The organism is Chitinophaga sp. G7 BAM 1005 (assembly GCF_057126945.1).
Genome location: NZ_CP181478.1, coordinates 1,193,658 through 1,220,348, shown reverse-complemented (window position 1 = coordinate 1,220,348; position 26,691 = coordinate 1,193,658). Strand labels below are relative to the sequence as shown.

At 40.3% G+C, this 26,691-nt stretch carries 20 protein-coding genes; 10 read left to right on the top strand and 10 right to left on the bottom strand.

The window, feature by feature from the left end; translation table 11 throughout:
- Window positions 1-5 precede the first annotated feature (5 nt).
- Genes ACMXI2_RS04845 through ACMXI2_RS04835 form a run of 3 tightly spaced genes read right to left on the bottom strand, consistent with a single transcriptional unit; the run spans window position 6 to window position 2,465 of the window.
- Window positions 6-1,790, bottom strand: coding sequence for a hypothetical protein (locus ACMXI2_RS04845; RefSeq protein WP_483780572.1), 1,785 nt, complete (start codon window positions 1,788-1,790; stop codon window positions 6-8).
- A 10-nt stretch (window positions 1,791-1,800) separates the two neighbouring features.
- Window positions 1,801-2,283, bottom strand: coding sequence for a hypothetical protein (locus tag ACMXI2_RS04840; protein ID WP_483780571.1), 483 nt, complete (start codon window positions 2,281-2,283; stop codon window positions 1,801-1,803).
- A complete protein-coding gene (locus ACMXI2_RS04835; protein WP_483780570.1) occupies window positions 2,280-2,465 on the bottom strand; it encodes a hypothetical protein in 186 nt (61 codons plus the stop codon). The genes ACMXI2_RS04840 and ACMXI2_RS04835 overlap by 4 nt, the downstream gene beginning before the upstream one ends.
- A gap of 18 nt (window positions 2,466-2,483) precedes the next feature.
- Between ACMXI2_RS04835 and ACMXI2_RS04830 the strand changes: the two genes are divergently transcribed.
- A complete protein-coding gene (locus ACMXI2_RS04830) occupies window positions 2,484-2,693 on the top strand; it encodes a hypothetical protein (protein ID WP_483780569.1) in 210 nt (69 codons plus the stop codon).
- A gap of 13 nt (window positions 2,694-2,706) precedes the next feature.
- On the opposite strand, the gene ACMXI2_RS04825 is transcribed toward ACMXI2_RS04830, so the two are convergent.
- On the bottom strand, window positions 2,707-3,258 hold the full coding sequence (locus ACMXI2_RS04825) for a hypothetical protein (protein ID WP_483780568.1): 552 nt from the start codon (window positions 3,256-3,258) through the stop codon (window positions 2,707-2,709).
- Between the two features lie 821 nt (window positions 3,259-4,079).
- On the opposite strand from ACMXI2_RS04825, the gene ACMXI2_RS04820 reads away from it, so the two are divergent.
- From ACMXI2_RS04820 to ACMXI2_RS04810, 3 genes are all read left to right on the top strand, one after another.
- Window positions 4,080-4,274 (top strand): hypothetical protein, encoded by a 195-nt coding sequence (locus ACMXI2_RS04820; RefSeq protein ID WP_483780567.1) that lies wholly within the window; start codon window positions 4,080-4,082, stop codon window positions 4,272-4,274.
- Between the two features lie 498 nt (window positions 4,275-4,772).
- Entirely contained in the window at window positions 4,773-7,301 is a 2,529-nt protein-coding gene (locus tag ACMXI2_RS04815) for a sacsin N-terminal ATP-binding-like domain-containing protein (RefSeq protein WP_483780566.1), read from the top strand.
- Between the two features lies 1 nt (window position 7,302).
- On the top strand, window positions 7,303-8,553 hold the full coding sequence (locus ACMXI2_RS04810) for a TIR domain-containing protein (RefSeq protein WP_483780565.1): 1,251 nt from the start codon (window positions 7,303-7,305) through the stop codon (window positions 8,551-8,553).
- Window positions 8,554-8,726: 173 nt separating this feature from the next.
- On the opposite strand, the gene ACMXI2_RS04805 is transcribed toward ACMXI2_RS04810, so the two are convergent.
- From ACMXI2_RS04805 to ACMXI2_RS04780, 6 genes are all read right to left on the bottom strand, one after another.
- Window positions 8,727-9,779, bottom strand: coding sequence for an IS481 family transposase (locus ACMXI2_RS04805; RefSeq protein WP_483777119.1), 1,053 nt, complete (start codon window positions 9,777-9,779; stop codon window positions 8,727-8,729).
- 96 nt (window positions 9,780-9,875) lie between these two features.
- Window positions 9,876-12,506, bottom strand: a complete 2,631-nt coding sequence (locus tag ACMXI2_RS04800; protein WP_483780564.1) for a TnsA endonuclease N-terminal domain-containing protein — start codon at window positions 12,504-12,506, stop codon at window positions 9,876-9,878.
- Complete coding sequence (locus tag ACMXI2_RS04795) at window positions 12,499-14,430, bottom strand: site-specific DNA-methyltransferase (protein WP_483780563.1); 1,932 nt, start codon at window positions 14,428-14,430, stop codon at window positions 12,499-12,501. Before ACMXI2_RS04795 ends, ACMXI2_RS04800 begins: the two co-directional genes overlap by 8 nt.
- 9 nt (window positions 14,431-14,439) lie before the next feature.
- Window positions 14,440-17,355, bottom strand: coding sequence for an ATP-dependent helicase (locus ACMXI2_RS04790; RefSeq protein ID WP_483780562.1), 2,916 nt, complete (start codon window positions 17,353-17,355; stop codon window positions 14,440-14,442).
- Between the two features lie 188 nt (window positions 17,356-17,543).
- Entirely contained in the window at window positions 17,544-18,359 is an 816-nt protein-coding gene (locus tag ACMXI2_RS04785; RefSeq protein ID WP_483782389.1) for an IS3 family transposase, read from the bottom strand.
- 23 nt (window positions 18,360-18,382) lie between these two features.
- Entirely contained in the window at window positions 18,383-18,670 is a 288-nt protein-coding gene (locus ACMXI2_RS04780; protein ID WP_111580750.1) for a transposase, read from the bottom strand.
- Window positions 18,671-19,418: 748 nt separating this feature from the next.
- Here ACMXI2_RS04780 and ACMXI2_RS04775 point away from each other — a divergent pair.
- The 6 genes from ACMXI2_RS04775 to ACMXI2_RS04750 all read left to right on the top strand — a co-directional run bounded on the left by ACMXI2_RS04775 (window position 19,419) and on the right by ACMXI2_RS04750 (window position 26,628).
- Window positions 19,419-21,458: a glycoside hydrolase family 127 protein gene (locus ACMXI2_RS04775; RefSeq protein ID WP_483780561.1), complete on the top strand. Its 2,040-nt coding sequence runs from the start codon at window positions 19,419-19,421 to the stop codon at window positions 21,456-21,458.
- 123 nt (window positions 21,459-21,581) lie between these two features.
- On the top strand, window positions 21,582-22,166 hold the full coding sequence (locus tag ACMXI2_RS04770; RefSeq protein WP_483780560.1) for a TetR/AcrR family transcriptional regulator: 585 nt from the start codon (window positions 21,582-21,584) through the stop codon (window positions 22,164-22,166).
- A gap of 49 nt (window positions 22,167-22,215) precedes the next feature.
- On the top strand, window positions 22,216-22,953 hold the full coding sequence (locus ACMXI2_RS04765; RefSeq protein ID WP_483780559.1) for an SDR family oxidoreductase: 738 nt from the start codon (window positions 22,216-22,218) through the stop codon (window positions 22,951-22,953).
- Window positions 22,954-22,998: 45 nt separating this feature from the next.
- Window positions 22,999-24,537, top strand: a complete 1,539-nt coding sequence (locus ACMXI2_RS04760) for a DHA2 family efflux MFS transporter permease subunit (RefSeq protein WP_483780558.1) — start codon at window positions 22,999-23,001, stop codon at window positions 24,535-24,537.
- A gap of 169 nt (window positions 24,538-24,706) precedes the next feature.
- Complete coding sequence (locus ACMXI2_RS04755) at window positions 24,707-25,306, top strand: sigma-70 family RNA polymerase sigma factor (RefSeq protein ID WP_483780557.1); 600 nt, start codon at window positions 24,707-24,709, stop codon at window positions 25,304-25,306.
- A gap of 122 nt (window positions 25,307-25,428) precedes the next feature.
- On the top strand, window positions 25,429-26,628 hold the full coding sequence (locus ACMXI2_RS04750) for a FecR family protein (protein WP_483780556.1): 1,200 nt from the start codon (window positions 25,429-25,431) through the stop codon (window positions 26,626-26,628).
- The last annotated feature ends 63 nt before the right edge of the window (window positions 26,629-26,691 follow it).

Sequence of the window (26,691 nt, the reverse complement as noted above, 5' to 3'; positions counted from 1 at the left end):
AACTACTACAGAAGTGAGATGGGTGACCTCTTTTTATGCTTAACTGGCTTTCTCCGATATGGTTTCCTCTTCGCTGGAATACCGTGCATTGGGCGGGGGGATGGACCCGGATGAGGTTTTAGCATTTTAACCCCAATCGCAATAAGTGTGATACCCCCAACACCGATGCTCACCGGAAGCAACCATTTTTTATTCTTTTGCCAAAAAGTTCCTGATTTATCGGTTCCATCGGTAGAACTACTACCAGACGAACTAGCAGCTGCGGCTGTAGATGCAGCAACTACTTTATTACTGCTTCCCGCTGTATCCGAAACGTCCTCAGACAGATCCATAGATGTATCAGCAGCAGTAGAATCAGAAGTAGCATAAGATGAAGGTTGCGATACAGCCACTGAAGTAGGAATACTGTCGCTCGATTCAGCACTAAATGTTGGCTTTATACTGGGTGCAGCTTTAGCGGCATCAGATACTTCATTTTCTGCTGAAGCAACTGCTTCCTCCTGGAAGTCATCGACAGCTGCCCCTTTTTTACCTTTAAATAAGTCACCAATTGGCTTTAAAGCTTTTACAATACCCGCGATAACAGCGGCGGCAGCAGCTACGGATGCCATAGTGATCGGCTCACCCAGTTCACCCAGTCCTTCAAATCCTTCCATTCCATCAACATTTTCAGAATTGTAAATGTCAAGACCAAGTAGTTGTGGCAAAGGAGTATAGAGGGTCAAGTTCTCCACCCCGAAGTCGGGTGCTAACATTCCTAATCCAAAGCCAAGAAGTACAGCCTTGTCTTTGTTACCCTTTCCTTTTAGGATGGCCTTGCGCATATTGGTGGGATTGCCGCCAGCACCATAAAAGATGTTTTCAAGCTTTTGCCTTACACGAACGAGCTTTACATATCCGGCAGGATCAATCCCCTTTTTTACCGCATCATTCTGTGAAATATAGCTCCACCGTAACCGGCTTGCCACTTTGCCGATGTTCAATTTCAAAGAAGCCAATAAGCCATTTCTCAATAAGACAGTGGCCGGGTTTATTTTATTAGCAAAATTGAATAGCTTTTTCAAACCGCGCTTCTTTTTCACACCAGAACCAGGTACAGCATTGGGATCAATAGGAGCATCAGCACCTTCTGCCGCCTGCTTCTTTTTCTTCCTTCTGCCAAATAGGCCAAGCTCACCTATGCCGGAGCTGCCGTTTAGAATAAAGTCGTTACTACTGCTATATAGATCTGGCCCTTCGAAACCGTTGAGATATTGTAAATCCATATTGTAATCTTTTTTTTCAGAGAATGGAACTTCATAATTGAACTGATCTGTAACACAGTCTATAGTTATATATTGATTACTATCAGTTGGAACGATTGGATAAATATGCTGGAAGTAGTCGCGGGAATATTTAGTAATGCGCAATGTATGCGTGATCGCCAAATTGCTGAGAATACTACTTATAAACGTTGTGTAACAGTCACAATCAACGCCTGTCTTACGATCCCGCCAGCTTCTTGCAGGGCTGCGTATTTGTTCATAGCCTTCCTGGTCTTTCTGATATGCAATGTGACCATACACAAACTCCCAAATATTTCTGCATGTTTCAAGTAGATTTTCGCCTTTTAATTTTTGAGCTATTCCACTAGTCTGTGATAAGGTACTTTTTACAACTTTTGGAATAAGGGCTATACTATCATCAACCCCTGCATTTACCATTATGGTTTGATTTTCACCAATAGCCGGAGGAAATAATGCATCATAAGTAAGACCACTTTTAATTTGTCGTTTCCTTAATGCTTGCATATTCTATTTTTTATTTTTTCAGTACAATACTGGCTGTACTTTCGAATGGTATGCGGGACCACCCTAGATCTACAGTCGTTATGGTTTTACCAACAATTGTTACTGGCTCCTTCGCATTTAGGGCTTTAATTACATTGTATGCTACCGAAAAGAAACTAATAGGAGGCACAACGACCATAATATTATCAATGACAACTTCACCATAAGCCGGAATAGATATGTCTTTATCGATAACCTGGCTACTTCCTAATAAAGTGTCCTTATATGTTATGCGGATATACGGAAACTTAATTTTGAATTTTGCCTTTGTAGGATTTTTAAGAACTGCATCCACCCTTATGGTAAGCCCTGTAATGCTTAGTGAATGGATATTGGCTTTCGGAATAACCTCCAAATGAACCTGAGCACGACGCATGTTAGAAAAATAACTAAGACCAGTTATAATACCTGCTCCAATTGCTGTTCCAGCAAGAATTTTGCTTAATGAGGTCATTTGTCTTTCCCTTTTTGTCTACGATCAATGTAGTCAGCGGTAACCTTGTAACAGAGCCAGATAGCGCCACCTACCAGCGCTTTTAAGCCATAATCCAGTATTCCATTAATATTGACATTTGCCAAAATGATTGTTCCGGTAAGAAGGACGTTATTGAATTGTCCATTAGCTTCTGTCCTCATATTTTTAATAATTAAATTTTGATAAAAGCATTAATCCAATATGATACTACCAGGCATCCCCAATCGAGATATGATAGTGCGAACCTGAGCGATAGTATAATAGTATCCGCAGCGGGGGCCAATCTCCTGTTGGAATGGGGTCAACCACCTGGTAAAAGTATTCCGGTGAACCCCATACAATTCTGCGAGTTTCTTCATACTGCATGGTTGAACTACAAAGGACATTGAAGGCACACTCATACTAGGGTCTGATTAAGTAATGTGATTGCAATGTTGCATTATAATAGTGCTGAAGCATTCCGTATGCACCAAGGTTTAATAGCTTCCGCCGGCACCTTCTGAATATTTTAGCGGAAGGGCGTAGAACGTACTGTGAATAACCTTCCGCAATAATAAATATCTGATCCATGTATCCGGGTACATCTTCACGTTTGTGGTTAAGCTCAGATAACAGAGAGAAAGTTTCAGAAATCCCATGTTCATATTTAGGATTGAGCCAAATTGACGGGATTGGTGGATTAGTTAATATTCCCGCAGACATATACCTTTCTGCAAGTGCAACACGTTCGCAAAAGTGTTGGAAGGCTTTTATTGGGTCGGGCGCTCGTTTAAGATAATTGGAAATATGGAATCTGCTGCGACTAACTTCAAAAGATGAAAGCTGTTGATGCTGCCATAAAAGTGCATAAGCAAACTGCCAAGCAGCATCGGTAAGCATTTCAGATTCATGAGGTACATTTTTAACCTCAGTGCTTATCAACTTTCTTGAGATGCGAATAACCTTCGTAACCATGAGATCTTTTTTTATCGGGTTAAAAATCTGTGTTTCATGTTACAAAGATGGGGGCATGGTTATCCTTCACTATTGCACTATTAGTAGGATTTGAGAGGATTAGTACGATTTGCGATGTTTTAAATCGTTTTGCTCACTTTGATTTAATTTCAATCGATATTGATCATTTTCAATAACTAGTCAACATTTATTCAGTTTTAATCAAAAATGATTCATGATCATTCAGGTTTTTTGGCCGATTATTTGAGTATAAATAAATCCACCTTTAAAAGTAATGAAAGGCTATTAAGGTCCACTAGGAAAGGATTGATATATTGAGTTTATGGATTTTCGCTTATTTCGGCATCATGTAGTTGACAAGATAAAATGATGGATAATATAGCCCTTACTACAAACGGATTATACTTTTTTTAACAAGAAGTTTGGAGATTCTAGCGTATTTTTATTTGTAATAAACCACATCCTATATTAATAGATCAAACTTATCATTTCTCTTATTGCCGCTGACTTAATAGGGGAATAAAAAAAATAATGCTACCTTAATCACGTTTAAAACGATTATAGAAAATATAACCGTCACTTTATCCTACAATAGAACCTAAAATTCGTATGTAAGCCTATCTCACCCATTAATTTTCTGACCATGTTATCCTTTATCCGCAGCCGCCAACAAAATGGATTGACACTAAATACCATGATTGTATGTTCCAGTAGTAAGCTGCCAATCCCAGGTAGTTAATCTTCTATAAAATATAGCTCCTTACACATTTATATGCGCCATTAACAAGACGTACACAATTCTTATTCTAAAAAATTATTTTATGGATAACCAGCGTATCCGCATTATTCCTTATTCACTTAAGGAACTAGCTATTATTTACGGTGTTGGCCGGGGTGTAATTAAACATTGGTTACAACCTTTTGAAACCGAATTAGGGCCAAGGAATGGGCGATACTATACTGTTGCCCAGATAAAAATGATTTTTGAGAAATTAGGTGTACCGGATAACATGTAATTCAAAGCTTGGACATCTTCATTTGAATTGATATTCCTATTTTCCAGACTCATTAATGAGGTATCCTTCACAAGCAAAATGACTTTTATAAAATAGGAAGGAAAGTAGTTTGTGAGTTGACTATACAGGGTGGAATTAAACTGGAGGAAGGAGGGTGGAATTGACATCCAAATTCAATTCTACTTCTAAGCTCACTATCATCTATATTTTCATTTGGCCTTGATATTCTAGACCGGCCTTAGTCACTACTTTACAATTATTCTCGCCTAATTTATCTATGGTCTTTACTGCCGCATTTCTGGCGTCGATAATTAGTTTTCTTCAGGCGAACTGAGTAGAACGGTAGATATAACCGCTTTAAGATATTTTCCTTTTGCTATCTCAAATTTTCCTTTTGCTCTATATTATTGTTAAATAGTAAAATACACATATTTTAAATTATATAATGTAGTTAATAGAATTATAAATAACTTTGCACATTAAATTGACCCTAACCCCATGACTACTAAAACATTTGAAGAAAGATTCTTGGCTGCTCAAACAAAGAACTATTCGCAGGGTATCGCAAAAAAAATGTACAGGGACATTGATGATTTTAAAGGTTTAGTATCCCAATCCCCCAATACAGTAAGGAGATGGGTATGGGAATTAATTCAAAATGCCAGCGATGCCAGCGCAGATACTGGAGTCGATATTGAAATAGCCCAAGGGGAGAAAGAGGGAGTGCAATACATCTCTTTTAAGCACAATGGACTGCCATTTACAGCGGAAAATATTCAAAACCTTATAGAACAAACATCGGGAAAAGATTCCAAAAAGCCAGCCAATGGAAGAAGAAAACAGACCGGCAAATTTGGTACTGGCTTTCTTACTACCCAGCTACTTTCAGATATAGTAGATATTCAGGGCGTAAATCAGGACGAAGATGGACCATATTATAGATTCGATCTAAGACTTGATCGGTCTGGAGATGAGGATGATATTGCCAGATCACTAACGAAAGCAGGTTTGTCAGTAAAGTATTTAGATAAAAACACTCCTTATGATGATTACGATGCCACGAGGATGAATACGCGGTTTATCTTTCCGCTAAAAACGCAACGCAGTTTGGAAGTGGCAGAAAAAGGCATTGCAGACCTTAAAACAAATCTTCCTTATAGCTTATGCTTTGTAGACTCCATCAATTCAGTAACAATAAAGCAAGAAGGTCTAATATATAAAAGAATAAAAAATAGCCATAGCGATGTAGCCGATGCTGTTCAAACAGTTGAAATTACAGTCTTAAGGAATTCCCAGGAGGTAGGTCACCATTACTTCAAGGTTTTCACTAATGATCTGACGAGTATCGTCATACCATATGAGGAAAGTATATCAAAATTAAGCATTACGAATATACCATCAACGGTTCCAAAATTATTCTGTGATTTCCCATTAATTGGTACGGAATCATTCCCTTTCCCAGTAATTATCAACAATCCAAATTTTAACCCAACTAACCCTAGAGACGGACTTAACCTGGCCAATGATGCAGATCATGCAAAATCTGTTGAAAACTGGAAGTATATCAGAGAAGCTGTAGATCTCTTTAAGAAGTTGACTAACCATGCTATTACAAATAAGTGGGAGAACTTGCATGAGTTGACAAGGCTTGGAACCTTAAAAAACCAGATTGCAGAAAGGACTAGCAAAGAGCTATTTGATAGAGATGTGTCAAATGTGCTAAAAAAGCTTTTAGAAACTTCAGATGTTGTAAAAGACTCACTTGGAAACTTCAGTTCAATGTTGAATAGTGAAGGTAAACAGAGGATGTGGTTTACAGCAGCCAGTACAAAAGAAGCCCGGCTAAAACTTTACGATCTATGCTTATACCTAATACCTGAACAACTCCCGGATAGTTCACTGATAGAATTCTGGTATCATACCTATTGGAATGAAAAAAATAAATTAACATTTTATAATATAGCCGCAACCATAGAGGAAAATAAAACTATAGAGAAGCTTAGCGCTTTCGTCAAAGGCATTGATTCTATTACTTGGATAAATCAGGTATTTGAAATGTTCAAACTGGATGAAGAGCAATTTTCGTCTTTAATGGATAAACATGCGATTGTTCCAAATCAAGCGGGAACCTTTTCGAAGAAGGGCCAGTTGTATAAACAAGTTGGCAAAATAGAAAGCACTTTTCTGGATATATTGAAGCTTTTTGGAAATGATGTGCGGGAAACCCTTGCTGATAACAATATCAAACTGGATTTCGATAACAGAGTTTATACGCAAGGTAATGTCGTGGCAGCCTTAATTTCAGAAGTAGAGCTTAAAACCCAGAGCAGGGAAAGTATGCGTAAGTATCAACCTGCATTAAATCTTCTTCTCCAATATATCAATGGAAATCAAGCAGATGCACATAACCTGATACCAACTATTGTTAAGGATAAACATATGTTGTATGATGAAGACGTGTTAGTTGAAAACATCAAGAAAGCTGAAAAGCTGAGTGATCTTCTTATCAGGTTTCAAGTTCCTTCTGCCGAAGCTTTGCGACAGAAATTTGAACGCCTAGAAGCCAGTGGGAAATCCCTTTTACCGATCACCGAAGAAATTATTGCATCTCTTGGCATTACATCTCTTGAAGAATGGGAGAAGGCAATGGAGAATGTAGACTTAAAGAGTTTGTTTGACCATCAATCTGTAGCTACATATGAAATGCTGGTTCATGCTATTCAGCATATTAACCGTGCGCGTGAGCGCGTTATCAACCACCTCGGCACTCTCTCTGACTACGATCTTAGAGACTTGGATAAAGATGCCGCAAAAACTGTTTTGTTAGGTATTAGAAAGAAGGGGGAGCCTGTTGATATAGTCTTCCGGCCAGCGTACAAGAATGAGGTAATTATTTACTATGAATCCGAAAGAGACACTTTGGATTTTGGAAATGCTGAATTATGGGTGGATGACGGGAAAGAAGTACGTGAAATTACCCTTGGGTATATAATAAAGAAAAATGCGATTAAAAAATTCCCGATATAAAATGAGCTTAGAACAAATTGTAAAAGACAGTTTCGGCCTACCACAAAGTAATAATCTACAATATGCGTTGATGCTACCGACAAATACGTTGGGTAGGATTATCTGTGCATTCGCTAATACAAATGGAGGGTTGCTAATTATGGGTGTTCAATATAAAAATAATAAGATAACACCTGTAGGTATCAGTGCAGATTTTAATGTAAAAACCGTATTGGATAATACTTTAAAAAGTATTATGCCTGGCGATCTGGAAATAGATCATGGCTATATCTCGTATGATAATAAGCGTCTTTATGCCATTAAAGTAATAAAATCAAGCCAAGAGGTAACTTATAATGCAGAACCTTATATTTTCAGAGATGGTAGCTGTGTAAAGTCGGCTATTGTAATTAACCACCTTGTTAATATCTCTAAGGACATGACAACCAACGAAAAGTTAAATACTACTTTGCAGTTTCTTTGTGATAACAAGGAATTGCATAATATAAATTTGAACACTGTTAGAACAATTATCTTTCGGGATATGATCTCCTCAGAGGAAGCAGAAATGCTTATTGGTAATCTCCGTGATAGCGATTTGGTGCGCAGTATTGGCACGCGGTTTATTGCCTATAAAACTGGCATCGAAGAATTTTTGCAGAAAGGTGGTTATGTAACAAATGTCAAGAAAGCCGAGCTAGACAATCAATTATCGATCTTTATCTCTTACAATTGGGGAACAAAGAATAATGCACAAAGGCTCCATGAGATTTTGGTGCGTAATGGGTTTAAAGTAACAAGAGATGACTATGACCTGAGCTATAAGGATAGTCTATCCACTTTTATGGAGTCAATCCGAGGCCATGACTTTGCAGTGCTGTTAATTTCTGATGCTTATCTAAAATCGGCAGCTTGCATGACTGAGGTCTTACACTTATTGAAGGACAGATCCTACATAACCAAACTTCTACCAGTATTAGAGGATAATGTTAAAATTTTTAAAGCTGAAAGCAGATTACCTTATGTCAATTACTGGAAAAAATATTACGCTGACCTTAGTAAACAGCTAGAAGGCATTGACGCAGAGGATGCACTTGAGGAATATAGACATAAGAGAACAGCTAGGACCATATCCCAGGATATTAGTGAGTTTTTAACCCTACTGAGTGATATAATACTAAGCAACATTAGCAAGGAAGATATGAAGGATTACAATGATCTAATAGCATATATCAAGAAACATGCGCCCGCTGGTAAGACTGTCAGAACTTAGCCATTCTCTGAAACTCTGCCGGAATGGAGCAAGGGGAATGGCGCAGGAGTAGCGCCTTTCCCTTAAAATCCAGTTTTAAAAAAATGTATTTGTTCTGTCAAACATAGTCCAACTATTCACACTTAATTGTAATAGCTACTACTTGATCTGACAGTACAGGGATTTTTTGTTGGTTAAGTAGTAGCTAAAGTTAACTCATTTATTTGTTTCTCTCTAGCCAGGTGTTTACTTGCAAGAAAAGTCTCCATGGGAGTTTTTCCATAACAATATTTTCCGCTGTGAGGTCTTTGATTATTGTAATATTCAAGCCATTCATCCAGATCAGCTTGTAGTTCTTCTAATGTTGTATAAAGACGTTTACGGAAGGCTACTACGTAAAATTCCTCTTTAATAGTCCGATTAAGCCTTTCGCATATGCCATTGGACTGAGGGCTTCGAACTTGGGTTTTAGTGTGTTCTATGCCCTCAATAGTTAAATACAGTTCATATTCATGATGTTCGTACTTCCCTTTATACTCGGATCCCCTATCCGTTAAAATACGCATCATTGGTACTTGCTGTTCCTCAAAAAATGGGAGAACCCGATCATTAAGTAGATCCGCAGCAGTAATAGCGTTTTTACGATCATAAACCTTGGCAAAAGCAATCCGGGAGTAGGTATCAATAAAGGCTTGCTGGTAGATTCTTCCAACTCCTTTGATGTTACCGACATAGTAAGTGTCCTGTGCTCCAAGGTAACCTGGATGTTCTGTTTCAATTTCGCCAAAGGCTTCCCGTTTCTCTTTCTTGCGCTCAATGGCCATCATCTGAGCTTCAGTAAGAATTACTCCATCCTGAGCTACTTTGACTTCCAGAGAATGTAGTCTTTTTTCAAATATCTCTAAATCATGTCTTTGCCACACACTCCGTACGCCTCCGGCGGAGATAAAAATTCCCTGCTTTCTTAATTCATTACTTACCCGTTGTTGACCAAAGGCAGGGTACTCGAAAGCGAGCTTAACTACAGCATCTTCAACTATAGGCTCAACCCGATTCTTCAATATCGGCTTGGATCTGCTAATCTCCTGTAGGGCTGTTTCTCCTCCAGTATCGTATAATTCCTTAATCCTGTAAAAGCTATCCCGGCTATAACCCATTACTTTGCAAGCTTGGGATACGTTACCCAAATTTTCTGCTAATTTGAGTAATCCTAATTTGGTTTTAATTAACTTGTCATTACTTTTCATTTCTGACAGTTTTAGGGGGATTAATTAATAAGTGTGGTTACTTAAAGTTAATCCCTTACTGTCAGATTAAGTCGTGACTATTTCAACTTAATATCCTCATATTATCCCAATACCATTCATAGCATCTGTGCCTTTGATAATTTGATATGACATTTTACTTGCTACAGCTAATTGATTAGCATAATCTGCTTTGGCCTTTACTATTTCATTTTCAATCATATTATCCCCTTTTACTTCTACAATAATATAAGAGCCATCTTTTAGCTGTACTAAAAAATCTGGGTGATAAGATCTTACTGTGTGAGAAAATGGATCAATGTAATTGATGTAAAAATCTGTTTGACCATGCGTAAGCATACCTGTAAACCAAACATTATCAATATTATCGTCATGAAGTAGAGTCCAAAATAAGTTATTCTCAGGTTTACTATCAAATGCATAGTTATCAAGATGGAATGATTTACTACTGAAACCAGAGAACTTGGGATCTGCTAGTGAGGCTAACAAAGTTTTATTAGCTTTTACGCGATAACAATCACCGTCTTTGGGTTTTTTGATTAATTCTATTTCTACTTCATCTAACTTTTCAAAAGCTTCTAATTCATAAAGTTCGTTGAATAATTTGGGTATTATCCAATCGTAAAGTAATTCATTAAATTCATTCACAGATGTCACCACTAATTCTAAACCTTGCTTTGTTGATGATAGGATACTTTTTACACGCAGAGGTGGAATATTTAAGTAACGTGACACTTCTGCAACGAGCGTATATATTGTAAAATGACTTTTGTCTTTATACTCACTGTAATCCTTATCAGCACTAATCTTTTTAGAAACATCATAGATGCTACGCTTACTGCCGAGTATTTTATATCGCTCTCTATCTGCTCTGTCTAATTCAAGGTCAATAACTGGAACTATTTCCCTCTCTCTTATTAGATGAAGTTTCCGAACTTTATTGAGCTTTATTTTAATAGGAGGAGGTACTAAGCGGACTTCAATCGATTCTGATGAATCACCAGCATTATTGAGGTCGTCAACAGAAAGTTTAAAATTTTCTTGGAGTTCTGCATCCAAAATTTTAATATTTTCATCTGAAAGAAATATCTGTCCAGTTTCCTGTAAATCACCAATAGCCCTAAGACAACGCATTGTCGCTTGTAGAACGAAAATTTTAGATTTAGGTTCTCTATGAAGAGCTACACCGAATAAAGATCTGCAGTTCCATCCTTCTTTTCCCTTATTTACCAATAGAATAAACTGCTTATCGGAACCTGGTGTGTCCAAATTTCTAAATTCCCTTATGTCGTCATTGCTTGTGATAGTACTATCGCCAACATTTACTAATATCTTATCCGTAGAAATACTTAATTCTGACAATACCTGCTCCACAGCCGGTCTTAGGTCGGTTTGCAACTCATCTATGGAGGACGCAAAGAATGCTATCTTAGGTAGCATATTTTCATATCGCTTTCCATTATTTTCCTTCCAAAATTCGGTAACAGCCAAACGCACAAAAGCTAGGGTTTGATCTTTAATGTTTTCAAAAGCTCTGACATCAACTTTCTTTAAATATTTGTTATTGATAGCCTCTCTAAAACCATAGGCATATACCACTTCAGGCAGTAATCGGCTGCCAACATATGGTGTACCAGTATAATTATAACAACCGACTACAGTTGTACCTGCCTCTTTCAAGTTTTCAGCCAATTCATTGATGGTAACACGTAACGAAGTTGCTGATGCTTTTAATCCGAAGTCTTGAGCTAATGCATTACCAAAAACGTGATGAGCCTCATCAACATAAATACCTAGTTGCTTTAGTCTTGTGAGTTTCGCGAATCTTTGGTTTGTAACTAGTTCGGTATCTGTATCAATCTCAAATCCATAAAGATCCTCAAAATCTTTATTCAATGACTTAGCCTTATATGTAGTAATATGATCAGCAAAAAGAGCTTGTGAAGCGGTCTTTTTCTTTTGTTTCTTTAAGATTATCTTTTGCGTATTAGAAATGATAATATTGTATTTGGAATTCTCAATGGCATTTAAGGCATCTCCAGTTTCATCTAAAAAAAAGAATTTCAGATTAGTTTCTAGCCAGTTTACATACTCAGGGGGAACCACTTTTAATTTATCAAAAGTTTCTATTTCTTTAAGCGACTGTAAAACTGTTTTATCCGGTGCAAACACTAAGGCATTTTGGCAATACCGTCCATCTTTGGGGTATTTATTGGCTAACAGAAATTCATAAAATATAGACGTTGCCATGAGTACAGTTTTACCCAAGCCCATTGTTAAGGCAAAGATATAGTTTGGATATATCTGCTGGAATGACTTTATCTGCGTAAAGATTTCATTAAATAGTTGGATATCTTCCTGTTTATTAGCTTCAATCGGATCGAACAGAGAAATTCTCCCTTTTGTATCAGCCCCAGCGGAAGTGCGTCCCTCAAATTGATGCTGCTTTTTAAACCAATCTTCAAAGATCTCAAATAAATATTTGTTGTTGCAGTATTCCTTCAAGAAAATGTACATTTCCAATGCTTCAAACTGTGGCTTTCGAAGAAACGCAGTAGCATTTTCAGGATTATTAAAATTGAGAAACTTCTTAGTTAGTTGATTGTAGGAGGCATATATTTTCTTCCTTTCCTGATTAAGGAATAGATTAAGATATGTATAAAATGGAAAATCTACCTGTTGTTTTTTTGCTTTCGCCGCTTTAGCCATTGGTAATAGTTTGTTCAAATGTTTCGGATAATAGATCAGTAATTTTCACTCGTATAGTGCCCGAATTTGATGGTATATTGTAGACTCCTTTCACAATATCACTACCTTCAGGCACATCCACAATGGTAGGTTCAAATACTGCTCCATCATAGTTGAAATCAATCATTACACTATCTGCCAATTCCTTCCAATTTTCTACATTCTCTTTCATAAGGGACAGTTTTTGTAATAAGTTCATAGGGTAGAATTCGCGAATGATAAGTTGACCACCTTCAATTATTATTTCGGCCTCAGCATCCCGTTTAAACTCAAGGTTAGTATTATCCCTAAGAATATCAACGACCTCAATATCCAACCTATAGTTCACCGCATTTTGTAAGGTTGCCGCGAGGTCGGGTTCATGCCCCATACAAATCAAGAGCAAACTTTCAACGGGCTTACCTGGGTTTTTCTCGTTTATTTTCTCAAATGATCGGTAATCAAAGTTTGTTATTAGTTCATTCAAATCTGCTCTTGTAGCAATACGATTAATGGGCATTATTTTAACCATTCGGCCATCTTTCTCGCCATCATAAACATTGTTATTAGGTAATGGCTGAATTTCTAACGCTTTTATGAGTATATCTTTAGCCTGAACAGGATTTCTAAATATATCATAATTATTTACGTTATAAACGGATACCCCAGTGTATTTCAATTCGTCTTGAAGTTGTCCTCTCAATTCAGCGGAAATACCAATAAGTCTTTTAGTTGTAGTTTGAATGGCTCCTAAATTAATATCAGCACCAATAAACTTACGACCTGTTTTCATTGCCACCGCCAGTGTTGTACCTGATCCCATAAAACAATCAAATACTATATCTCCTTTTTTGCTACTTACTAAAAGTATTCTTTCAAGTAGCTCTTCAGGCTTTTGAGTGGGATATCCTAATCTTTCATCCGCTTGTGAGTTTATTAATGAGATATCATTCCATATGTCGCCAATTGGATGTCCTTTATCATCTTCTGGACGGATTTTACGAAATGGGACATTGTTCTTTGACCAGCCTAAATTACCTTCTTCATCGATCTTAAGTAATTCCTGTCGATTTACCCTCCACCCTGATGCAGGAGGAGTATATCCCTTATATTCATAAACTAAATTGGGTCTTTCTCCCATACCTAAGGAACGTATGATTGGACCATCGTAAAATCTACCTTTCTCATCAATCCTATGATATTTTTCTTCTAATTCCTGTTTTGATAATTGCTTTTTAGCTTCATTTATATTTAAGTAAAACTTATTAGTTTTCGTATAAAAAAGGATATTATCTGTAAAAGGATCAAACTTACTTGCATCATGTTGAGAGCCTTTAGGATTTGTCGATCGAACCCATTTAATATCATTCTTAAAATTCTCCTGTCCAAATATCTCGTCCATTATACATCTTAAATGATGTACTTTATGATAGTCACAATGGACATATATACTTCCTTCTTCAGACATTAACTCACGCATGATTAAAAGGCGTTCATACATAAACTGAAGATATGCATCATTAGACCAAATATCAGAATATTGTTTCTCCTCAAATGCAGTAGAATTATTTAAAATGCTTTTCCCTTTTGCTTGTATTTTCTTTTTATAGTCAGCTTTACTATCAAACGGTGGATCAATATAAACTAAGTCCACTTGGCCACGATACTGCTTCAATAAGTGACTCATTACCTGCAGATTATCACCCCAAAATATTTTATTCATCCAGCCATTAACCTCTTCTCCATAATTTTCCTTTAATTGCGCAGGATAATATTGCGTGCCATAGAAAGGCCTTTTACCCTTCCAATGTAGCATTGGATATCCCTTAATTGGCTCAAATTTATATTCTTCAACAGATTTTATGTCTTGCTCAATTTTTAGCCCTAACGTATCTTGATTATCCATTTCAGTGTTTTAGTTTGAATATTGTTTTGGATTGCAATGGTAACGCATATCACAGCTTCCGCAATGCTTTTCCGATTTTGTAATATGATTCATGTTATAATTCTTTGATTCTATGTTATTGACCACTTCATCAAAAACTGAAATGGTTTGCTGAATATTTTCCTTATTGGCATTGAAGGTAATATAAGGACTGCTATCTTCTTCTTTCGGGTAGTATAAGTGCATCTTGCTCACCTTTTGCCCAGTACGTTCTTCCACTAAATGAGCATATACCTCTAACTGTCTGCGATACTGCGCTATTGTTTGTATTACTTTTGAATTAGAACTATTAACGTCCGGTTTATCCCCTGATTTAAAATCTATTAATTCTACAGTTCCATTTTCGCCCTCTATTAAATCAATAGTACCTTTCAATATATATTCCTCTTTTACCAATGATACATCAACTTCCGCTTCTCGTATGAGATGCCATTTTCCAGATTGCCGATCCCTATATCTTAATACTTGCCTAAGTAAACTATCTAATTGTCCTTTATGCAAATAGGAACGCTGGCTCTTGGACAGCAAATAGTAATTATTATTAAACCATTCAATAATATTAGCGTCTGTTAGGCTACTTGTTTCATTGCGCAATACTGCTTTGTGTATATCTTCTATGGTTTGGTGAAGCAGGCTGCCTCCCAAAACGCCTCCTGTGCGAACTTCCGCGAACTCAAGCTCCTTGTAAAACTTATATTGTAGGGGACAGTTTTCATATAATAAGATATGAGAAGTAAAAGAATACTCTTTTTTTATATTTGGTAGCTTTACCTCTTCAAGATTCAACCTTTCTACCTTAAATTCATCATTGCGCCAGCTTATTAATTTGTTATAGGATTGTTCAATGTATTTTGATGGATTACGTCCTTGTCCTGTTTTTTCATTTGCTGTAAGTACAAGTAAATTCTGAGGTCTTGAATAAGCGGTGTAATAGAGCCTCCAAAAGTCGTAGTTCTTAATTTTGTCTAACGGCTCAAAAGGTGGCTTATGATTATATTCATTTTGCAAAATAATGTCTATTTGATCATGCTGTTTGGTCGGGTTTAGGTTTAATGAGCCAATAAACACTATGGGAAACTCTAATCCTTTTGATTGGTGTATTGTCATAAATGAAACACAACCAGAAGGCGTAAATTCATCAAATTCCTCATACTCTTCTATACCACCTTCAATTATGAACCGCAAGTATGTATTAAACATATCCTGCAAGTTTTTTCGCAAATATTTAGGGGTAAATACAGTGATATTGTATATATACTCGAACTTGAAAAGCAGTTTAGTTAATTGTGCGATATTATAGGCTGCACGTAACAGAGTTTTATTCACTGTCATATCCATAGTCAAATGCTCTGAGAACATAGGGAATTCCAAAAGCTGGTATATAAGAGCAGCAAAGGCATAAGTAGTGTTGCCTTCCATCTTAAGATGCTCCTTTGATCTTTTCTGACACCATTGCAAAAGAGTCCTATGCTTTTCTATATCTCCTCTAATAGCATTAGCAAACTTAGATTTCCAAGTATTGTAAGTATTCCATATGTCAAGATTCGCTTCTTCATTCCATTTTAAGTCCTCAAATAATGTAGGGAAAATGAAAATTATTGCACCTAGTAATAGTTGTATCTCATCTCTCTCAAAAAATAGGGCTGAACGGGGTGAAAATATATTAATACCATTTTTTTCCAAGTAATTAGCTAAGGCAATTACTTTTTCGTTTTTAACTGACCGGAATAGAAATGCAATTTGATTGTAATCTTTCAAAACTCCTTTGGACTTTAAGTGCTGGATGAATTCCAATACTTCTTTAAAGTATTCATCTTGAGAACCATCATGTGATACCTTAATAACTGAAGGGTTATTTATATAAGTGCCATCATGCGGTTTTATTGTTTTACTGTATCGAAATTGCTTAGAACCTTCCTTCCAATCTAGTTCTTTCATCCACCCGTTGTAAAAATTAATTATATCAGGATGGGAACGGTAGTTAATTGTAAGACTAATCTGCTTACATTTATTAGGCTGAAAATTTTTTGAAAATTCTAAAATATTTCGAATTGTCGCCCCCCTGAAACGATATAGCCCCTGATCATCATCGCCAACTACGCATATATTTTGATTAGTACCAGATAGTATTAACAATATTCTTTCTTGTATTGTGTTCGTATCTTGATATTCGTCCACCATGATATAATGAATTTTCTCATGGAGCTTTTCTAGTACTTGCGGATGATTTTCAAGTAAAAGAAGTGTCTCAGATTGTATAGTTGAAAAATCTAGGGCATTTTCCTCCTCTAATTGCCTCTGGTATATTTTATAAAACTCGCCAATGGCTCTTATTTCTTCTTCAGGAGCATTACATAATTTTTCCACATCCAAGTATTCCTCACTAACCTTAGATATATAATATATGAGCCGACTTGTCTTCTCCCATCTATTTATGAAGTGATTACCCAATAAAGCTTCATTGCCGTCAACCTTTAAATATTCTTTAAGATTACGAAACAGCATATACTTTTGGTCGAATTGATCCAGTAAGCGATAATTTCTTTTTAAACGAGTAAAATTCCTGTTATCCTCTAAAATGCGCAGAAAGATAGCGTGCAGGGTTCCTATATACATTTCATTGAGATTAACCTTTAAGTTAAACTCCTCCAGTTTATTAGAAACTCTTGTAATTAGTTCCCGTGCGGCCTTTTCGGTGAAAGTTGCCACCATGATGTTTTCAGCGGATATCCCTTTTAACACCAAATGTACGATCCGATCAACTAAGGTTTTAGTTTTTCCGGAGCCAGGGCCAGCAATAATCAGGAGCGGCCCATCTATTGAATCGACTGCTTCTGCCTGTTGAGGGTTCAGACCTTGCTTTAGTGTGTCTATAGCTGATATCATAACGTGCTGTTAAATATCCATTTAGCAAAAAGTAAATAAAATAGGTTAAAAATATCACTTTTACTAAACAATCAGGTATAATGGTCCCCAATGTCAGGACCGATAATTTGTAGATCTAAGCTTTTTCAAGTGCTAACAAAATGGATGCGCCTGCGCATCTGTTTTGTTAGCACAAGCCCCGTCAGGGGCTAGGCAGCAATCTTTCTGTAAAGATCCGCTGGTGTTTTGTATCCCAGTGATTGATGGAAGCGCTCTGTATTATAAAACTCAAAGTACTGTTGCAATCCTTGATACAAACTTACTCCGTCTTCGTATACGTTCAAATAAATATTTTCATACTTCACGCTTTTCCATAACCTCTCAACAAAAATATTGTCAATCGCTCTTCCCTTTCCATCCATACTGATCTGTATTTCATGCTTTTTCAGGATGCTGGTAAATATTTCACTGGTGAACTGGCTCCCTTGATCAGTATTGAATATTTCAGGTTTACCACTTGTCGCTATCGCTTCTTCAACTACGCTTTTACACCAGTCTGCAGTCATCGTATTGCTGACACTCCAATTTACTACGTACCGGGTATGCAAATCAATTACCGCACAAAGGTACATGAAGCCTTTACGCATGGGCACATAAGTAATGTCCGTTGCCCATACCTGATTGGCCCTCGTAATCGCTAACCCTTTAAGTAAATAGGGGTATACCTTATGTGATGTATTCGGATCACTCGTACCAGGTCTTTTATATAACGTCTCCCAGCCCATTAGCTTCATTAAGCGGCCAAGCCGCTTGCGGTTGACGAAGTATCCCAGGCCACGCAACCAGATCTTTAACTTCCGTTCCCCGAAAAATGGAGTCTTATAGTACTGCTCATCAAGCAAGCGCATTATTGTCAGATTCTCCTCCGTTTCTGCAAGCGGCTGGTAGTATAATCCACTACGATGCAAGCTCAATAGCCGACATTGCTGACGAATACTTATTGATGGATTTGAAGATTCAATCATTTTTCTACGGGAGACTAGTGACTTCACCGCAACTTTTTTTTCAAAAAATCATTCTCCACCTTCAATTGACCGATTTGGGCATATAGTTTCTCCATTTGTGCCTCCTGGTCTTCGCTATTGCTGGTGGGAGCGTCAGAGTCAAATGCTCCAGCCAATTTCGCGGCAGCTTCCCGTTTCCACGTGTTTATTTGTGTTGGGTGTAGCTCATACTTCTTCGCCAGCTCCTCAATTGTGCTGCGCTCCTTCAGGGCTTCTAATACAACTTTTGCTTTGAAGTCCCCGGTAAATTTACGTCTGCTCTTTTTAGTCATTACTTTGGCAATTTAAGATGATTTTTTCTATCTTAAATACCGGACCTTTTTTCGGGGACCATTATACAGGACGCAATTTAACTAACAATTTAGTTTTAATCGAGAAATGATCCTGATTAGCAGTGCAATTTTACGTTTTAAATAGTAAGTTTGGAAAGAAGCAACTCCCCTTTTTTACATAAAAAATTTTTAATATATTTTTCATACTCATCAAGTATTGAGATTGGGGAAATAGAAAGTTTTAGTAAGAATTTAGTCACTTAGAATAATCTGTCCTCTCTAGTATAATCCTACGAGAATTTATCATATTTTCGCCTTGATAGGGAGAAAGTGCGAAGAAGTGGAAATGAGCGACCCAACCTTGGACATTAAGACACAAATTTGACACATTTTATTTACAAGACATTTATAACCAGGCAATTGGGAATCCAGTTCTGGGCACGAGAGTGGACAAATCGAAAATTGCTTCGGTTTGTCCATTTTTATTTTCAGAAAATCACACGATAAACCGCTGCAGCTCACTTACAAAAGCCTCATACCTTACCAGCTTGTGCAAATAACCTAAACCAGACAAATCTATCTGTAACTTTTCTTCGATGAATCCCCGAATTCATGCGGCTGTAAAATTAATTGTCAATTTGACGATTAATAAATAAAAATTACTATTTTGAACCAGGATACCGGAGCGGGAACACCTGCCCACCCGGCTCCCCATCCTTTGGATAAATTTCACGTTATAATCTGTTATATGAAAAAGATATGCCTGTTCATCAGTATCTGCGCGGCCTCCACAGCATGGGCGCAGGTAAAGGACTACCCGGTTAAATCGGTCAACTTCACGGCAGTACAGCTCACAGACAGCTTCTGGCTGCCACGCCTGCGTACAAATCACCTGGTTACCATCCCCGCCTCGTTTGAGCGCTGTGAAAATACAGGCAGGGTAAAAAACTTTGAAATGGCGGCAGCCCATTCGGGTAAGTTTTGTACCACCTTTCCGTTTGACGATACCGACATCTACAAAACAATTGAAGGGGCTTCCTTCTCCCTGAGCCTTTTCCCGGACAAAAAACTGGACAGCTACATTGATTCGCTGATCGTTAAAATTGCCAACGCGCAGGAAAAAGATGGCTACCTGTACACCGCCAGAACCATTAATCCCGCCGCGCCGCATTCATGGGCAGGACCGGAGAGATGGGTAAAGGAACGGGAAGGGAGCCATGAGCTGTACAACGCCGGCCACTTGTATGAGGCCGCTTTTGCGCATTATTATGCTACGGGAAAGAAAACGCTGCTGAACATCGCTCTCAAAAATGCCGACCTGGTATGCAGCGTATTCGGCCCCGGAAAAAAGCACGTAGCGCCGGGTCATGAAATTGTGGAAATGGGGCTGGTGAAGCTTTACCGCATCACCGGCAAGCCGGCATACCTGGAAACGGCAAAGTTCTTTATTGAAGAACGCGGTCGCTATACCGGTTATGACCACAACAGCAAAGATCCCTGGAAAAGCGGGACTTACTGGCAGGATGATAAGCCGGTTACCGAACAATATGAAGTAGAAGGACATGCTGTGCGGGCAGGTTACTTATACGCTGCTATGGCCGATGTAGCCGCATTAACCGGCGACAAAAGCCTGCTGCAGGCAGTAGATACTATCTGGCAGAATATGGTTACCTACAAAATGTACGTACAGGGCGGACTGGGCGCCGTGCCTGCCGGTGAGCGGTTTGGCGACAACTACGAACTGCCCAACACCACCGCTTATAATGAAACCTGTGCCTCCATTGCCGGTGTGTACTGGAATTACCGCATGTTCCTGCTGCACGGGGATGCGAAGTATATGGATGTGCTGGAGAAGATGTTATACAACGGGCTCATCTCAGGTTTGGGGCTCGATGGCAAATCTTTCTTTTACAGCAACGCCATGCAGGTAAAAAATTCCTTTTCACACAAACACCTGGAACCCCAACGTGCCGGCTGGTTTGAATGCTCCTGCTGCCCTACCAATCTTACCCGCCTGATCCCTTCCATTCCCGGTTATGTGTATGCACAAAAAGATAATAATGTATACGTGAATCTTTTTGTAGCCAGTCGCGCTACCTTGAAAGTATCCGGCAACACCGTTTCCATTAACCAGCAGCATCAATATCCCTGGAATGGCGACCTGGTATTTAACATCTCCCCTGCCAAAAAGCCGGTGGCATTTAATTTCCTCGTACGCATTCCCGGATGGGCGCAGAATACGGCCGTTCCTTCCGGTTTATACAGCTTTACCGGCAACAATACCCCGCTGCCTGTTATCCGTGTAAATGGCATGCCCGTTACCTATAACATGGAAAAAGGATACGCTGTGATTGCGCGGACCTGGAAAAAAAATGACCGCGTAGAAGTAATCTTACCGATGGAAGTAAGAAAGATAAAAGCAAATGAAAAGGTTAAAGAAGATGCCGGCAAAGTAGCCCTGCAACGCGGACCTATTGTTTATTGCGGCGAATGGGCCGATAACAATGGCAGTACCAGCAATATCATCATTCCTTCCGATGCTGTTTTCGCTGCCGCCTGGCGACCGGAACTGCTGAATGGCGTAACTGTTATCAGCAGCCAGGTGCCGGCAGTGCACGTGAGCAACAACGGGCTTACTGTTTCCACCACGCAACAAACATTTACGGCCATCCCTTACTACGCCTGGGCCAACAGGGGCAAGGGAGAAATGATGGTATGGTTTCCGGAAAAGGTAAATGATATCGATCTGCTCACCAGTAAACAGGAAGAAAAGATTATTTCGAAGTAGCTGCAACTGCTAAGTGTTATAATTTGGGAAGCCTGTGAATCAATGAATTCACAGGCTTCCCAAATTATATTTTTTATTTTATACCAAATGGTATATTTTTGCTTTGTCAAAAGAAAGAGGAATATGAACAAGGCAGAGAAAACAAAACAGTTTATTGTGGAGATGACGGCCCCTGTTTTTAACGAGAAGGGCTACACCGGTACTTCTTTGAATGATATGACGAATGCTACGGGGCTGACAAAAGGAAGTATTTACGGCAATTTCGCCAATAAAGACGAAGTGGCCCTGGCGTGTTTTGATTACAACCTGAAAAAGGTGACCAGCATTATCCGGCAGGAAATGGGCAAAAGAACCACCTGCAGGGACAAGCTGATGGTATATGTGCATATCTATGAAAACTTCCTGAAACACCCGTTCCCTGCCGGCGGATGCCCCATCCTGAATACGGCAATTGAAGCAGACGACACGCATCCTTTATTGAAACAGAAAGCGATTGATGCCATCCTGTCGTGGAAAACCGGTATTACCGGGTTGATCGAAAAAGGAAAAGAGGAAGGGGAATTCAGTGAAGATGTAAATGCAGAACAAATCGCACTCACCATGATCGCCACTATTGAAGGTTGTATCATGATTGCCAAACTAACCGGCAAAATGAATTACCGCAACGCCATCATGCAGTCGGTTGGAAAAATGGTGGACGCACTCTAACGCAATTTTTTTCATTATAAATATACCAATCGGTATAAACACAATACGCATGAAAACAACAGGAAATACTGTACTTATTACCGGCGGCAGCGCAGGTATCGGGCTGGCAATAGCCAGGCAATTATCCCAGCAGGGTAACCAGGTAATTATCACCGGCAGAGACGCCGCCCGCCTGGAAAAGGCCACACAGCAAATGCCGGGTGTAAAAGGCATCGTGAGCGATGTAACCAGCGATAAAGCGGTGGCCCAACTGGTAGCCACCCTGCAGGAGGAATATCCATCTTTAAATATCCTGATCAACAATGCAGGCCGCGCATTTGCCTATGAGCTGTCGGAAAACGCGAATGCAGCGGGAAAGGCAGTCGAAGAAATGGACACTAATTTCTTCGCCGTGATCCGCCTCACCGAAAAATTATTGCCGTTACTCAACAAACAGCCGGAAGCAGCCATTGTAAATGTAACGTCTATTGTTGCCTTTGCACCGGGCGCACAGATAGCCACTTACTCAGCTACCAAAGCTGCCCTCCGCTCCTACACCCAATCCATGCGGGTAACGTTCCCCAAGCTGCACATCTTTGAACTGATGCCGCCTTTGGTAAATACCGATTTATCACAGAACATCGGCGGTAGTAAAGGCATCCCTCCGTCACAGGTTGCAACGGATCTTTTAACCGCACTCGGAAAAAATGACTATGAAATCCGTGTAGGCGATACCGAACTGATTTACCAGTTATCGCTCACCAATCCTGCTGCAGCACTGGCTGCTATGAATGGTAGCGGCGAATAAAAAATTTATCCAATAATATACCAATCGGTATATTAAATAACGGCAATGAAACGGACAGTACTGATCCTGGCGGTGATTACAGCAGCCATCATGGAGTTGATAGACACCTCCATTGTAAACGTAGCCTTATCGCATATGAGTGGCAACCTGGGCGCCACGCTGGAAGATACCTCCTGGGTCATTACTGCCTATGCCATTGCCAACGTGATCATCATTCCCATTACCGGCTTCCTGGCCGCGAAACTGGGCAGACGCAATTATTATATCGGTTCCATCATTGCCTTCACCTTCTTTTCGCTGATGTGCGGGCAAGCCGCCAACATCTGGATGCTGGTGGTATTCCGTTTTCTCCAGGGCATTGGCGGCGGCGCGCTGCTGTCAGTATCGCAGGTGATCATCTTTGAACTGTTCCCCAAAGAAAAACAGAATGTGGCCAGCGCACTCTTTGGCGTAGGCGTGTTTGTTGGTCCCACTATCGGCCCTACCCTCGGCGGCTATATCACGGAATTTTATTCCTGGCCCTGGATCTTTTACATTAATGTACCGATAGGTATCACCGTGGCAACCCTTTGTTATATACTGCTCAAAGAACCCGGTAATGTGCCGCCGGCCAAACGGATCGACTGGACCGGGATCCTGCTCCTCGCCGTTGGCGTGAGTGCATTGCAAACCGTATTGGAAAGAGGAGAAACCGACGACTGGTTTGAAGCGCCCTACATCACCTGGCTTTCTGTGATCGCTACTTTTGCCATCCTGGTATTTGTGTGGTGGGAGCTACGGGTCAAAGACCCGGTAGTAAACCTGCGGGTGCTGAAGAGCAGGAACCTGAGCATTGCCGCGGTATTGACGTTTGTTTCCGGCATGGGCATTTTCAGCTCCGTTTTCCTGACGCCGGTATTTGCACAGCGGCTGCTTAATTTCACGCCGCTGCAAACAGGGATGCTCCTGTTGCCCGGCGCCTGTTTAGCCATAGGTGGGCTCATCATCTCTGCACGGCTCCTGCAACGCGGCATATCGCCGGTGTTTCTCATTGTAGCGGGGATGGGGTTATTTATTCTTTTCAGCTGGCAGATGTCGGCGCTCAACCAGGATGCCGGCGCAGCCACTATTACTACCTCCCTCATCTGGCGGGGCGTGGGCCTGGCACTGGTAACGGTACTGCTTACCACCCTGGCCGTGTCTTCGCTGGCGCCGGCCGATATTCCGCAGGGAGCAGCTTTAAATAATATGATGCGGCAACTGGGCGGCTCCTTTGGCATTGCAATGGTAAATACTTACCTCGCCAACCGGAATGCACAGCACCGGTCCGATCTGGTAAGCAATCTCACTACCGATAACCCCGCGGTAGCCAACCGCTTAAACAGCTACGCGCATTTCTTTCTGAGCAAGGGCGCCACCGCTACGGATGCACATCATAAAGCCCTGAAACTGCTGGATAATTCGGTGGTAAAACAAAGCACCCTGCTGAGTTTCAGCGATGCTTTTTTGCTGGTAGGCATTATATTTATTGCGGCGCTTCCCTTGTTGTTAATGGCCTCCGCTAAAAAGAAAAAAACGGCTAATGTAGTGGTGATGGATCACTGATATTATCTTCCTTCCCAAACCGGAATTGCCCGCCTGACAGGGTACCACGATTTTTTTGTACTTTGCAAGCTACATCTTTATCGATCATACCAGGTAATTCGTCTATTTTATGGCTGGATTAACGAAGATAGAGTGATATTTAATTTTAAGGGGAACTGGATATACACGGATGAACAATGACACAGTACATGAAACTGCACTTTTCCACCAAATTGCCGGGGGGGATGAATCTGCATTTGAAGCATTATTCCACCTGTATGTGCCTAAAATCAAGCCGGTAATTGCCCGTATTATACAGGTAGAAGGGCCGGAGAAAGACATCATACAGGAAATATTCCTGGGCATATGGCTCAGCCGGGAGAAGCTGACAGAGGTAATGGTTCCCCATAACTGGATCTTCAAAATGGTGTATCACCGCTGTTATAGCTGGTTGCAGAAGCAGGGTGTGCGGAATAAGGCCAGCCAGATCATTACCCGCGAAAACACCGACCACTCCAATCTTACCGAAGAAAATATTGCTTTTTCTGAAACGGCACTGCTGGTAAAGCAGGCCATCCTTCAATTGCCGCCGCAGGCGCAAAAGATCTACCTGCTCAGCCGGGAGAAGGATCTTAAAATTGCAGAAATTGCCAGTGAGCTGCAACTCTCGCCGCAAACTGTTAAAAATTCCCTGGTCCGTTCCCTTAAATCTATCCGGGAATACCTGACCAAACAGGGTATCATCCTCCCGCTACTCCTGCTTGGATGGGGTGTTTTATATTTTTCTTAACTTTTTTTTGAAAGACATAGGTACTCTTTGGCTGCTTACGGTACGTATATGCAGGGGACTTTCTGCAACAAGGTAGTTCCCGGCGATATCAACTGAATTCCGAATGCTTTAAAACAAGGCCGTTGTCCACATCAGAAAGACTAACATACTTATTGGAACAGGTACGCCTGCATCGCGCCACCACCGGGGAGTACAGGGAACTATTGCAATTGATCAGTGAAGATGAATCGGGGGAAATAGTCCGGCAGCTGGATGCATATCACGCCAACTGGCCGCTGGAAGCAGCTGGCAGTGCGGATTACGACCACACCTACTGGCAGCAGGCCGTAAAAGAAATACTGGATGCCGATAAACTTGCGCAGCAGCCGGCAACGCTGCCTGCCCGGAACCGGATCTATTTTCTGCAACGCTATTGGTGGGCTGCCGCCTGTATCATTGTTTTAGCAACCGGCGCTTATTACCTCTCAAAACCAACTCCTCCCCCGGCCGTAGTAGCTGCTTCACCGGTAAAAGACATTGCACCGGGCGGCAACAGGGCGGTACTCACCCTCTCTGATGGCTCCCAGATACCGCTCGACAGTGCGGGTAATGGCGTATTGGCCCAACAGGGCAATACCCGGATCACCAAGCTGAGTAACGGTCAGCTCGCCTACAATGGTACCGGTGGCGCTGAGGATAAGATACTATATAACACCATGAGCACCCCGTTGGGGGGACAATACCAGCTTATTTTGCCCGATGGCACCGGCGTATGGCTGAATGCCGCCTCATCTATCAGCTATCCCACTGCTTTTACCGGCAACGAAAGAAGCGTAACCGTTACCGGTGAAGTGTATTTTGAAGTGGTAAAAAATGATAAGATGCCTTTCCGTGTAAAGGCCGGCAATACTACCATCGACGTACTGGGCACACATTTTAATATCAACGCATATAAAGACGAAGCCAGTATCAATACTACATTGCTGCAGGGAGCTGTGCGGGTAAGCGTGCAGCAGCAGCAACAAACGCTGAAGCCCGGTCAACAAGCCAGGGTAGCGGCAAAAGGGCAGTCGATCCAGGTGCTGGACCATGTAGACCTGTCTGAGGTACTGGCCTGGAAAGCAGGATTCTTTTCTTTCAATGATGCAGATCTTCCTGCGGTAATGCGCCAGTTATCGCGCTGGTACAACGTAGAAGTAACATACGAAGGCAACATTCCACAAAGGGTATTTACCGGGGAAATAGGCCGTAACCTCACCTTATCGCAGGTGTTAAAAGGACTCTCAAAAACAAGAATTAAATATAGAATTGAGAATGGTAACCGGATCGTTATCCTACCATAGTTATGAACAATGAAAAATATGGAACAATGAAAAAATCAAAGCTATTGCCAGCGGCGTTCTATG